A 12,444-nucleotide genomic window follows, 5' to 3' on the forward strand; every position below is an offset into this window, starting at 1 on the left:
GCCCGACCCTAAAATGCCCGCATCGCGGGCATTTTGTTTTTGTCTATTCCTGGGCACATCGTCAACAACTGAGCATTTAGTCAGTTTCAGGCATAAAAAAACCCGCCGAAGCGGGTTTTTTATTTCAGGTGTATCGCACGATTACTCGTCGTTACCGCCCAGGCCTGCGTTCAGCAGTTCTGCCAGGCTGGCAGAAGCATCTTCAGCAGTCACCTGAGGTGCCGCAGGGATTTCACCCGCTGCACGGCGACGCATACGATCCTGGTGGTACGCATAACCGGTACCGGCCGGGATCAGACGACCCACGATGACGTTCTCTTTCAGGCCGCGCAGTTCGTCGCGTTTGCCCGCAACGGCTGCTTCGGTCAGCACTCGAGTGGTCTCCTGGAACGATGCCGCGGAGATGAAGGACTCGGTTGCCAGAGAGGCTTTGGTGATACCCAGCAGATCGCGTGCAAAGGTCACGTTGATCTTGCCGTTCGCATCCAGTTCGCGGTTAGCGATCTTAATGCGGGAGTATTCAGCCTGCTCGCCTTCCAGGAAGTCGGAGCTGCCTGCGTTAACGATGGTGGCTTTACGCAGCATCTGACGAACGATAACTTCGATGTGTTTATCGTTAATCTTAACGCCTTGCAGACGGTAAACGTCCTGTACTTCGTTAGTAATGTAACGAGTTACAGCGTACACGCCACGCAGACGCAGAATGTCGTGCGGAGACTCTGGACCATCGGAAACAACATCACCACGTTCAACACGCTCGCCTTCGAACACGTTAAGCTGACGCCATTTCGGAATCATCTCTTCGTACGGCTCGCTACCGTCTACCGGGGTAATAACCAGACGACGTTTCCCTTTGGTTTCTTTACCGAAGGAAATGATGCCGCTGATTTCAGCCAGGATTGCCGGCTCTTTCGGACGACGGGCTTCGAACAGGTCAGCAACGCGTGGCAGACCACCGGTAATATCCTTGGTACCACTGGATTCCTGTGGAATACGCGCCAGGGCGTCACCGGAGCTGATCTGAATACCATCTTCCAGCTGAACAATCGCTTTACCCGGCAGGAAGTACTGAGCCGGCATATCGGTGCCAGGGATCAGAACGTCGTTGCCTTTAGCATCAACGATTTTCAGAGCAGGACGCAGATCTTTACCACCCGCAGTACGCTCAGCAGAATCCAGAACGACCAGAGAGGACAGACCGGTCAGCTCGTCGGTCTGACGAGTAATGGTCTGGCCGTCGATCATGTCGGTAAAGCGAATGAAACCACTCACTTCCGAGATAACCGGCATGGTGTGTGGATCCCAGTTTGCTACGGTTTCACCGCCGGCAACCTGCTCGCCATCACCTTTCGCCATCACAGCACCGTAAGGCACTTTATAGCTCTCTTTGGTACGACCGAATTCGTCGATCAGTTTCAGCTCGGTGTTACGAGAAGTGATAACCAGTTTACCGCTGGAGTTCACAACCGACTTAGCGTTGCTGAGTTTGATGCTACCTTTGTTCTTAACCTGAATGCTGGATTCAGCAGCAGAACGGGATGCCGCACCACCGATGTGGAACGTACGCATCGTCAGCTGTGTACCAGGTTCACCGATGGACTGTGCCGCGATAACCCCGATAGCTTCACCTTTGTTGATGATGTGACCACGTGCCAGGTCGCGACCGTAGCAGTGAGCACACACGCCAAAGTCAGTTTCGCAACCTACTACGGAACGGACTTTCACGCTGTCAACGGAGTTAGCTTCCAGCAGATCACACCACTGTTCGTGCAGCAGCGTGTTGCGTGGAACCAGAATGTCCGCAGTGCCAGGCTTCAGAATATCTTCAGCAGTCACACGACCCAGTACGCGATCGCGCAGCGGCTCTTTAACGTCGCCACCTTCGATAACTGGCGTCATGGTGATGCCTTCCAGGGTGCCACAGTCGTCTTCAGTAACGACCAGATCCTGGGCAACGTCTACCAGACGACGAGTCAGGTAACCGGAGTTCGCCGTTTTCAGTGCGGTATCCGCCAGACCTTTACGAGCACCGTGAGTGGAGATGAAGTACTGGAGTACGTTCAGACCTTCACGGAAGTTCGCGGTGATTGGCGTTTCGATGATGGAGCCATCTGGCTTAGCCATCAGGCCACGCATACCGGCCAGCTGACGAATCTGTGCTGCAGAACCACGAGCCCCGGAGTCGGCCATCATGTAGATGCTGTTGAAGGAAACCTGCTGCTCTTCGACGCCGTCACGGTTAATCACGGTTTCGGTTTGCAGGTTATCCATCATCGCTTTGGATACACGATCGTTCGCCGCAGCCCAGATATCGATAACTTTGTTATAGCGTTCGCCAGCGGTAACCAGACCGGACTGGAACTGCTCCTGGATCTCAGCAACTTCAGCTTCCGCTTCGCTGATGATCTCGTATTTTTTCTCCGGGATGACCATGTCATCAATACCAACGGATGCACCTGAACGCGCTGCGTAAGCAAAGCCGGTGTACATCGTCTGGTCCGCAAAAATAACGGTCGGTTTCAGGCCCAGAATACGGTAACAGGTGTTCAGCATCTTGGAGATTGCCTTTTTGCCCAGCGCCTGGTTGACGATGGAGAAAGGCAGGCCTTTCGGTACGATCATCCACAGAATGGAACGACCAATGGTCGTATCAATCAGGCTGGTTTTCGCAACGAATGTACCCTGAGCATCTTTTTCGTATTCAGTGATACGCACTTTAACGCGCGCATGCAGAGAGGCCAGGCCAGCGCGATAAATACGCTCAGCTTCTTTAGGGCCAGTCAGCACCATGCCTTCGCCTTTGGCGTTAACACAGTCGCGGGTCATGTAGTACAGACCCAATACAACGTCCTGAGAAGGAACGATGATTGGCTCGCCGTTCGCTGGGGACAGGATGTTGTTGGTAGACATCATCAGCGCACGCGCTTCCAGCTGAGCTTCAAGCGTCAGTGGAACGTGTACTGCCATCTGGTCACCATCGAAGTCGGCGTTATAGGCCGCACAAACCAGCGGGTGCAGCTGGATAGCTTTACCTTCGATCAGAACAGGTTCAAATGCCTGGATACCCAAACGGTGCAGGGTTGGTGCACGGTTCAGCAGTACCGGGTGTTCGCGGATAACTTCATCCAGGATATCCCAAACGACAGCTTCTTCACGCTCAACCATTTTCTTAGCAGCTTTGATGGTGGTCGCGAGGCCACGCAGTTCCAGCTTGCCATAGATGAACGGTTTGAACAGCTCCAGTGCCATTTTCTTCGGCAGACCGCACTGATGCAGACGCAGGTATGGACCTACGGTGATTACAGAACGACCGGAGTAGTCAACACGTTTACCCAGCAGGTTCTGACGGAAACGACCCTGCTTACCTTTGATCATGTCGGCCAAAGATTTCAGAGGACGTTTGTTAGAGCCGGTGATGGCACGACCGCGACGGCCGTTATCCAGCAGGGCATCTACCGCTTCCTGTAGCATACGTTTTTCGTTACGTACGATGATGTCAGGAGCCGCCAGATCAAGCAGACGTTTCAGACGGTTGTTACGGTTGATCACGCGACGGTACAGATCGTTCAGATCTGAGGTTGCGAAACGACCACCATCCAGCGGTACCAGCGGACGCAGATCTGGCGGTAGAACCGGCAGAACGGTCAGGATCATCCACTCTGGTTTGTTACCAGACTGAACGAACGCTTCCAGCAGCTTGATACGCTTGGTCAGCTTTTTACGTTTGGTTTCGGAGTTGGTTTCGTTCAGCTCTTCGCGCAGAGTTTCACACTCTTGCTCCAGATCCATGCTCTTCAGCAGGGCCTGAATAGCTTCCGCACCCATCTTCGCATCGAATTCGTCACCGAACTCTTCCAGCGCATCCAGATACTGCTCTTCAGTCAGGATCTGACGGCGCTCGAGATTGGTCATCCCGCCTTCGATAACAACATAAGATTCAAAGTACAGCACGCGCTCGATATCACGCAGCGGCATATCCAGCAGCAGGCCGATACGAGATGGCAGAGACTTCAGGAACCAAATGTGGGCAGTTGGAGAAGCCAGTTCGATGTGGCCCATACGCTCACGACGAACTTTAGTCTGGGTAACTTCTACGCCACACTTCTCACAAATGACACCACGGTGCTTCAGGCGCTTGTACTTACCGCACAGGCACTCGTAGTCTTTCACTGGCCCAAAAATACGGGCGCAGAACAGACCGTCACGCTCTGGTTTGAACGTACGGTAGTTGATGGTTTCCGGCTTTTTAACTTCACCGAAAGACCATGAACGGATCATGTCTGGCGATGCCAGAGCAATTTTGATCGCATCAAACTCTTCGGTTTTAGTTTGCGCTTTCAGAAACTTTAATAAGTCTTTCACGGATTTGCTCCCGTCGGAGTTAGCACTCTGTGATGCCCGGCGTTAGCCGGGCACCCTGGACCTTTTGAGCAACGATTACTCGTCTTCCAGCTCGATGTTGATACCCAGCGACCGGATCTCTTTCAACAGAACGTTGAAGGATTCCGGCATGCCCGGTTCCATCTGATGATTGCCATCCACGATGTTCTTATACATCTTGGTACGGCCGTTCACGTCATCAGACTTAACGGTCAGCATTTCCTGCAGGGTATAGGCAGCGCCATATGCTTCCAGCGCCCACACTTCCATCTCACCGAAGCGCTGACCACCGAACTGAGCCTTACCACCCAGCGGCTGCTGAGTAACCAGGCTGTAAGAACCGGTAGAACGCGCGTGCATCTTGTCATCAACCAGGTGGTTCAGTTTCAGCATGTACATGTAACCTACGGTTACCTGACGCTCAAACTGCTCACCGGTACGGCCGTCGAACAGGGTGATCTGGCCAGAAGATGGCAGACCGCCGAGTTGCAGCAGCTCTTTGATTTCCGACTCTTTTGCACCGTCGAATACCGGAGTAGCAATCGGCATACCTTTTTTCAGGTTTTCAGCCAGGCGCAGAACTTCTTCGTCGGTGAAGGTATTCAGATCAACCTTCTGACGAACATCTGTACCCAGGTCATACGCTTTCTGGATGAATTCGCGCAGTTTCGCGACTTCCTGCTGCTGTTTCAGCATGGCGTTGATCTTCTCGCCGATGCCTTTCGCCGCCATACCCAAGTGGGTTTCCAGGATCTGACCGATGTTCATACGAGATGGTACGCCCAGCGGGTTCAGTACGATGTCTACCGGCGTGCCGTTTTCATCGTATGGCATATCTTCGATCGGGTTGATCTTGGAGATAACACCTTTGTTCCCGTGACGACCTGCCATCTTGTCACCAGGCTGAATCTGACGTTTAACGGCCAGATACACTTTCACGATTTTCAGCACGCCAGGTGCCAGGTCATCGCCCTGAGTGATTTTGCGGCGCTTAGCTTCGAGTTTCTTCTCAAACTCATGCTTCAGCTCGTCGTACTGCTCTGCCAGCTGCTCCAGCTGGTTTTGCTTCTCTTCGTCGGTCAGGCCCAGTTCCAGCCAGCGGTCACGTGGCAGTTTGTCGAGCTTGTCAGCTTCAACACCACCGGAAACCAGCACGGCATAGATACGGCTGAACAGACCCGCTTCGAGGATCTGCAGTTCTTCAGACAGGTCTTTCTTAGCCTGCTTCAGCTGCATCTCTTCGATTTCCAGCGCACGTTTGTCTTTTTCCACGCCATCGCGGGTGAAGACCTGAACGTCGATAACAGTACCGGAAACGCCGTTTGGTACGCGCAGGGAAGAGTCTTTAACGTCAGACGCTTTCTCACCGAAGATTGCGCGCAGCAGTTTCTCTTCTGGCGTCAGCTGGGTTTCACCTTTCGGCGTTACCTTACCAACCAGAATATCACCGCCGGTCACTTCAGCACCGATGTATACGATACCGGATTCATCCAGTTTGGAGAGCGCAGCTTCACCCACGTTAGGGATGTCAGCGGTGATCTCTTCTGGCCCCAGTTTGGTGTCGCGAGACACACAAGCCAGTTCCTGAATGTGGATGGTGGTGAAACGGTCTTCCTGAACAACACGCTCGGATACGAGGATGGAGTCTTCGAAGTTGTAACCGTTCCAGGGCATGAACGCTACGCGCATGTTCTGGCCAAGCGCCAGTTCACCGAGGTCGGTAGACGGACCGTCTGCCAGCACGTCGCCACGTTCGATCGGCTCACCCAGGGACACGCAAGGCATCTGGTTGATGCAGGTGTTCTGGTTAGAACGGGTGTACTTGGTCAGGTTGTAGATGTCGATACCCGCTTCGCCCGGGTACATCTCGTCTTCGTTAACTTTGATAACGATACGGGATGCATCAACGTACTGAACGGTACCGCCACGTTTAGCTACGGCAGTAACACCGGAGTCAACGGCTACAGCACGTTCCATACCGGTGCCAACCAGCGGCTTATCAGCACGCAGAGTTGGAACCGCCTGACGTTGCATGTTCGCACCCATCAAAGCACGGTTGGCGTCATCGTGTTCCAGGAACGGGATCAGGGACGCACCGACGGAAACCACCTGCTGGGTGGAAACGTCCATGTAGTCAACCTGGTCGTTGCTGAACAAGCTGGATTCGCCTTTGCTACGGCAGGTAACGAGGTCGTCTACGAAACGGCCTTCTTCGTTCAGGTTGGTGTTCGCCTGAGCGATAACGTAGTTACCTTCTTCGATAGCAGACAGGTAATGAATTTCGTCGGTCACAACGCCGTCAACCACGCGACGATACGGAGTTTCAAGGAAGCCGTATTCGTTAGTCTGTGCGTACACGGACAGGGAGTTGATCAGACCGATGTTTGGACCTTCAGGGGTCTCGATTGGACACACACGACCGTAGTGGGTTGGGTGTACGTCACGTACTTCGAAGCCCGCGCGCTCACGGGTCAGACCGCCAGGGCCCAACGCGGAGATACGACGTTTGTGCGTAATCTCGGACAGCGGGTTGTTCTGGTCCATGAACTGAGACAGCTGGCTGGAACCGAAGAACTCTTTCACTGCCGCAGAGATTGGCTTGGCGTTGATCATATCCTGAGGCATCAGGGTATCCAGATCGCCCAGAGACAGACGCTCTTTCACCGCACGCTCAACACGTACCAGGCCAACGCGGAATTGGTTTTCCGCCATTTCGCCTACGGAACGGATACGACGGTTGCCGAGGTGGTCGATATCATCCACTTCGCCCTGGCCGTTACGAATACCGATCAGCTTGCGCATAACTTCGATGATGTCATCTTTGCTCAGGATACCGGAGCCTTCGATTTCATCACGCAGCAGAGAACGGTTGAACTTCATACGACCTACCGCGGACAGGTCATAGCGGTCTTCAGAGAAGAACAGGTTCTCGAACAGGCTTTCAGCTGCTTCACGCGTTGGTGGCTCACCAGGACGCATCATACGGTAGATTTCAACCAGCGCGCTCAGGCGGTCATTGGTTGGATCGACACGTACGGTCTCGGAGATATAGGCACCATGATCAAGATCGTTGGTGAACAGCGTTTCAATACGCTTGTGGCCTGACTGGCTCAGTTTGGCCAGCAGATCCAAAGACAGTTCCATGTTCGCCGGGCAAATCAGCTCGCCGGTAGAAGCATCAACATAGTCTTTAGCCGCAACTTTACCGGCGATGTACTCAACAGGAACTTCGATATGTTTGATATCGTCTTTTTCCAGTTGGCGAATGTGGCGCGCGGTAATGCGGCGGCCTTTTTCAACGTACACTTTGCCGTCAGCTTCGATGTCGAAGGATGCGGTTTCGCCACGCAGGCGCTCCGGTACCAGCTCCATCTGCAGCTTGTTGTCACGGATTTCGAAATTAACTTTCTCAAAGAACAGGTCAAGGATCTGCTCAGTGGTGTAGTTCAGTGCGCGCAGGATGATGGTCGCAGGCAGTTTGCGGCGACGGTCAATACGCACGAACAGGTTATCTTTCGGGTCGAATTCGAAGTCCAGCCAGGAACCACGGTAAGGGATGATACGTGCGTTATACAGCACCTTCCCTGAAGAGTGGGTCTTACCTTTGTCACTGTCGAAGAACACACCCGGGCTACGGTGAAGCTGAGAAACGATAACGCGCTCAGTACCGTTGATAACGAAAGTCCCGTTGTCGGTCATGAGCGGAATCTCGCCCATGTACACTTCTTGTTCTTTGATGTCTTTAACGGTGCCTTCCGGCGCTTCGCGCTCGTAGATCACCAGACGCAGTTTCACACGTAGCGGAGCAGAATACGTCACGCCACGGATTTGACATTCTTTAACGTCAAATACAGGTTCGCCCAGGCGATAGCTCACATACTGCAGCTCGGAGTTGCCGCTGTAGCTTGCGATCGGGAATACGGAGCGGAAAGCAGCTTCCAGGCCGTACTGTCCTTCGGGATCTTGCTCGATAAACTTCTGGAACGAGTCAAGCTGGATAGAAAGGAGATAAGGAATGTCCAGTACTTGTGGACGCTTTCCAAAATCCTTACGAATACGTTTTTTCTCGGTATAGGAGTAAACCATTAGGGTTCCTCAGCTCGCTGACAAGTCGACCCATCTGCCCGTCGAAAGGGGCAGTTTATGCAACACTATTTTGTGGACCGGAAAGTGGAACACTCCCCGCAATACCTGTTTCTATCACTCTTAAACCATTTCATTGCGCTTTACCCCGGAACTCCCGGCGTAGAAAGTCGCAGTATATTAAGGCGTCGATAGAGACATGCATTGAATGGAAACCAGCAGACAAACAGTGTGAAACACCACTGGTACCCTACAGCGCAAAAAGGCTGGTGACTAAAAAGTCACCAGCCATCAGCCTAATGACTTAGGCTGCAACCGGAAAGGTTGGCTTATTTAACTTCAACTTCAGCGCCAGCTTCTTCCAGAGATTTTTTCAGAGCTTCTGCGTCGTCTTTGCTGATGCCTTCTTTCAGAACGGCATTCGGGGTTTCTGCCAGGTCTTTAGCTTCTTTCAGACCCAGGCCAGTTGCGCCACGAACTGCTTTGATTACGGCAACTTTGTTAGCGCCAGCAGATTTCAGAATAACGTCGAACTCAGTTTTTTCTTCAGCAGCTTCAGCTGGGCCAGCAGCAACAGCTACAGCAGCAGCAGCAGAAACACCGAATTTTTCTTCCATTGCAGAGATCAGTTCTACAACGTCCATTACGGACATAGCGGATACTGCTTCAATGATTTGATCTTTAGTGATAGACATTTAAATTGTTCCTGAATATCAGAATAAGTTTATACGTAAGCGAATACTTGATAAAGAAAACGGCGATTAAGCAGCTTCTTTCGCATCGCGTACAGCAGCCAGAGTACGAACCAGTTTGCCAGCCGAAGCTTCTTTCATGGTTGCCATCAGGCGTGCAATTGCTTCTTCGTAGGTCGGCAGAGTTGCCAGGCGGTCGATTTGGGACGCCGGGATCAGCTCACCTTCAAAGGCAGCGGCTTTGACCTCAAATTTTGCATTCGCTTTAGCGAACTCTTTGAACAGACGAGCAGCAGCGCCCGGGTGTTCCATAGAATATGCAATCAGGGTCGGACCAACGAACGCGTCTTTCAGGCACTCAAACTGAGTACCCTCAACAACACGGCGCAGCAGGGTGTTGCGAACAACACGCATGTAAACGCCGGCTTCGCGACCTGCTTTACGCAGTTCGGTCATTTTGTCTACAGTAACGCCACGGGAATCCGCAACAACCATAGACAGCGCGCCTTTGGCTACTTCGCTGACTTCAGCAACAATCGCTTGTTTGTCTTGAAGATTTAAAGCCATTAGCTTTTGCTCCTGGGTTTTAGCCGGGACAGAAGTCCCGAAACTCACTTCGCGCTTAACCACAATGGAAAAACGCGTCTACATACGGTGAGCAGAAACAAGCTAAAGACTATCTAAAAATATTCTTCAGGTTCTGTCACCGTCTACGCAGGGAATTAAGTTTCTTGCGAAACACCTGCGGTCTTGGACGGAGGCCTGGATAAGGCCAGGCTCCAACCGAAAATTCTTTGTGTCCTGCATTAACAGAACAACGGGCGTAAGATATTAGACTAATCTTTCGCCCGCGTAAAGGCGATTATTAGTTCGCCACAGCCGCGGTCAGACCGGACTGATCAACGGCAACACCAGCACCCATGGTGGTGGAGATGCTAACTTTCTTGATGTACACGCCTTTTGCCTGAGATGGTTTTGCTTTTTTCAGCGCAACCAGCAGAGATTCCAGGTTTTCTTTCAGTTTGTCAGCGTCAAAGTCCACTTTACCGATGGTGGTGTGGATGATGCCGTTTTTGTCGTTACGGTAACGAACCTGACCTGCTTTAGCATTTTTAACTGCTTCAGCAACGTTAGGAGTTACGGTACCAACTTTTGGGTTTGGCATCAGGCCGCGTGGACCCAGAACCTGACCCAGCTGGCCAACAACGCGCATTGCATCTGGAGATGCGATAACAACGTCGAAGTTCATTTCGCCTTTCTTGATCTGGTCAGCCAGATCTTCCATACCTACCAGCTCTGCGCCAGCAGCTTTAGCTGCTTCAGCGTTAGGGCCCTGAGCAAATACGGCTACGCGAACGGAACGGCCAGTACCGTGTGGCAGTACAGTTGCACCACGAACGTTCTGGTCAGATTTACGAGCATCGATGCCCAGGTTAACAGCAACGTCAACGCTTTCAACGAACTTAGCGGTAGCCAGTTCTTTCAGCAGAGCGATAGCTTCGTTGATGTCGTACTGTTTGGTAGCATCAACTTTGTCACGGATCACGGACATGCGCTTGGTCAGTTTAGCCATTTCTTAGTCCTCCACTACCAGGCCCATGGAACGTGCAGTACCTTCAATGGAGCGAGTCATCGCTTCAATGTCGGAACCAGTCATGTCGGCAGCTTTGGTCTGCGCGATTTCCTGCAGCTGAGCGCGGGAAACTTTACCCACTTTGTCTTTGTTCGGCTTACCGGAACCAGACTTGATACCAGCCGCTTTCTTCAGCAGAACTGCTGCTGGAGGGGTTTTGGTAACGAAAGTGAAAGAACGGTCAGCGTAAACGGTAATAACAACCGGAATTGGCAGACCTTTTTCCAGGGATTCAGTTTTTGCGTTGAACGCTTTACAGAATTCCATGATGTTCACACCCTGCTGACCCAGAGCTGGACCAACTGGTGGACTTGGGTTCGCCATACCAGCTGCAACCTGCAGCTTGACGTAGGCTTGTACTTTCTTAGCCATTCTAAAATCCTCTGATTGGGTAATAGCGCCTCAAGAAGGCTCCCCGTGAATAAACGTCTTACGTGTGCTGGACACATAAAAACAAAAGGCGCGAAATTGTATGCCAATTTCGCGCCCTGTGCAATGAATAATCGCTGCTTAAACGATCAAATTATCAGGCTTTTTCCACCTGAGCAAAATCCAGCTCAACCGGCGTCGCACGACCAAAGATGGAAACGGAAACCTTCAGGCGGCTCTTCTCGTAATCCACTTCTTCCACAACACCGTTGAAGTCCGCAAACGGACCGTCATTAACACGAACCATTTCACCTGGTTCAAACAGCGTTTTCGGACGCGGCTTGTCACCCACCTGCTGCAGGCGGTTCATGATCGCATCAACTTCTTTATCGCTGATTGGGGCTGGACGATCGGAAGTCCCGCCGATGAAACCCATCACGCGCGGAACGCTACGCACCAGGTGCCAGCTCGCGTCGTTCATCACCATCTGGACCAGAACGTAACCTGGGAAGAATTTACGTTCGCTCTTACGGCGTTGGCCACCGCGGATTTCAACAACCTCTTCGGTTGGAACCATCACTTCGCCAAACAGCTCTTCCATATTATGGAGTTTGATATGTTCGCGCAGCGACGTGGCTACACGACCTTCAAAACCGGAAAACGCCTGAACGACGTACCAACGCTTTTTAGGGGCTTCAGACATCTCAGAACCTCAGGCCAGTAATAAAAGATACCAGGCGGACCAGAATACCATCCAGCCCCCACAGAATCAGTGACATCACAGCGGTAACCGCTGCCACGATTAAAGTGGTGTGCAGAGTTTCCTGGCGAGTAGGCCAAATAACCTTACGTACTTCCGTTCTTGCTTCACGAGCAAACGCTACGGTTGCTTTGCCTTTTACCGTCAGCAGCGCAACACCACCTGCGGCTGCAATCAGAATGACCACAGCCAGTGCACGAAGCGGCAGAGTGATATCACGATAAATGTAGTTGCCCACGATTGCCACGAGCAGCAAAACGACTACTGCCAGCCACTTCATCGCTTCGAGGCCACGCCCGCTCCCTTGAGCTTCGGTATTCGCACTCATAAACCAACCTGTCACAATAAATCAGACAAACACTTTTGCCCCGCCACTGCGAGGCAAACCAAACCGAATGGCTCTTTTCAGACACTACCCGGCATAAACGCCATCTTCAGAGCCTGTCTCAGCAATGATTATCGGTAAAAAATCACTGATGAGCCAGGTTCTGGTTCGAAAGCGTACAAAAAGGGCATCAAATGATGCC

The 12,444-nt window shown here is 52.2% G+C and carries 8 protein-coding genes; all 8 read right to left on the bottom strand.

Translation table 11 applies throughout. The annotated features are described in order from the left end of the window. Nucleotides 1-141: 141 nt before the first annotated feature. A complete protein-coding gene (rpoC, locus tag ACREYP_RS21130) occupies nucleotides 142-4,362 on the bottom strand; it encodes a DNA-directed RNA polymerase subunit beta' (RefSeq protein ID WP_008460152.1) in 4,221 nt (1,406 codons plus the stop codon). Nucleotides 4,363-4,437: 75 nt separating this feature from the next. After that, on the bottom strand, nucleotides 4,438-8,466 hold the full coding sequence (gene rpoB, locus ACREYP_RS21135) for a DNA-directed RNA polymerase subunit beta (protein WP_008460151.1): 4,029 nt from the start codon (nucleotides 8,464-8,466) through the stop codon (nucleotides 4,438-4,440). Nucleotides 8,467-8,792: 326 nt separating this feature from the next. Further along, complete coding sequence (rplL, locus tag ACREYP_RS21140) at nucleotides 8,793-9,158, bottom strand: 50S ribosomal protein L7/L12 (RefSeq protein WP_008460150.1); 366 nt, start codon at nucleotides 9,156-9,158, stop codon at nucleotides 8,793-8,795. Between the two features lie 66 nt (nucleotides 9,159-9,224). Next, nucleotides 9,225-9,722 (bottom strand): 50S ribosomal protein L10, encoded by a 498-nt coding sequence (rplJ, locus tag ACREYP_RS21145; RefSeq protein ID WP_008460149.1) that lies wholly within the window; start codon nucleotides 9,720-9,722, stop codon nucleotides 9,225-9,227. A gap of 298 nt (nucleotides 9,723-10,020) precedes the next feature. Then, the gene (rplA, locus tag ACREYP_RS21150; RefSeq protein ID WP_008460148.1) at nucleotides 10,021-10,728 is read right to left on the bottom strand and encodes a 50S ribosomal protein L1; all 708 of its coding nucleotides are present in this window, start codon (nucleotides 10,726-10,728) and stop codon (nucleotides 10,021-10,023) included. A gap of 3 nt (nucleotides 10,729-10,731) precedes the next feature. Continuing rightward, a complete protein-coding gene (rplK, locus tag ACREYP_RS21155) occupies nucleotides 10,732-11,160 on the bottom strand; it encodes a 50S ribosomal protein L11 (protein WP_008460147.1) in 429 nt (142 codons plus the stop codon). A 154-nt stretch (nucleotides 11,161-11,314) separates the two neighbouring features. Then, on the bottom strand, nucleotides 11,315-11,860 hold the full coding sequence (nusG, locus tag ACREYP_RS21160; RefSeq protein ID WP_003862341.1) for a transcription termination/antitermination protein NusG: 546 nt from the start codon (nucleotides 11,858-11,860) through the stop codon (nucleotides 11,315-11,317). Nucleotide 11,861: 1 nt separating this feature from the next. After that, nucleotides 11,862-12,245: a preprotein translocase subunit SecE gene (gene secE, locus ACREYP_RS21165; RefSeq protein ID WP_008460146.1), complete on the bottom strand. Its 384-nt coding sequence runs from the start codon at nucleotides 12,243-12,245 to the stop codon at nucleotides 11,862-11,864. Nucleotides 12,246-12,444: the final 199 nt, after the last annotated feature.

Origin of the sequence: Enterobacter sp. TMH.L2 (assembly GCF_050847315.1) — a bacterium.
In the GTDB taxonomy this organism is placed as follows: domain Bacteria; phylum Pseudomonadota; class Gammaproteobacteria; order Enterobacterales; family Enterobacteriaceae; genus Cedecea.

What these genes read in the sequence shown, in the direction of transcription:
- secE (WP_008460146.1), bottom strand. Translation starts at nt 12,245, where the DNA reads ATGAGTGCGAATACCGAAGCTCAAGGGAGCGGGCGTGGCCTCGAAGCG.
- rplL (WP_008460150.1), bottom strand. Translation starts at nt 9,158, where the DNA reads ATGTCTATCACTAAAGATCAAATCATTGAAGCAGTATCCGCTATGTCC.
- rplA (WP_008460148.1), bottom strand. Translation starts at nt 10,728, where the DNA reads ATGGCTAAACTGACCAAGCGCATGTCCGTGATCCGTGACAAAGTTGAT.
- nusG (WP_003862341.1), bottom strand. Translation starts at nt 11,860, where the DNA reads ATGTCTGAAGCCCCTAAAAAGCGTTGGTACGTCGTTCAGGCGTTTTCC.
- rplJ (WP_008460149.1), bottom strand. Translation starts at nt 9,722, where the DNA reads ATGGCTTTAAATCTTCAAGACAAACAAGCGATTGTTGCTGAAGTCAGC.
- rplK (WP_008460147.1), bottom strand. Translation starts at nt 11,160, where the DNA reads ATGGCTAAGAAAGTACAAGCCTACGTCAAGCTGCAGGTTGCAGCTGGT.
- rpoB (WP_008460151.1), bottom strand. Translation starts at nt 8,466, where the DNA reads ATGGTTTACTCCTATACCGAGAAAAAACGTATTCGTAAGGATTTTGGA.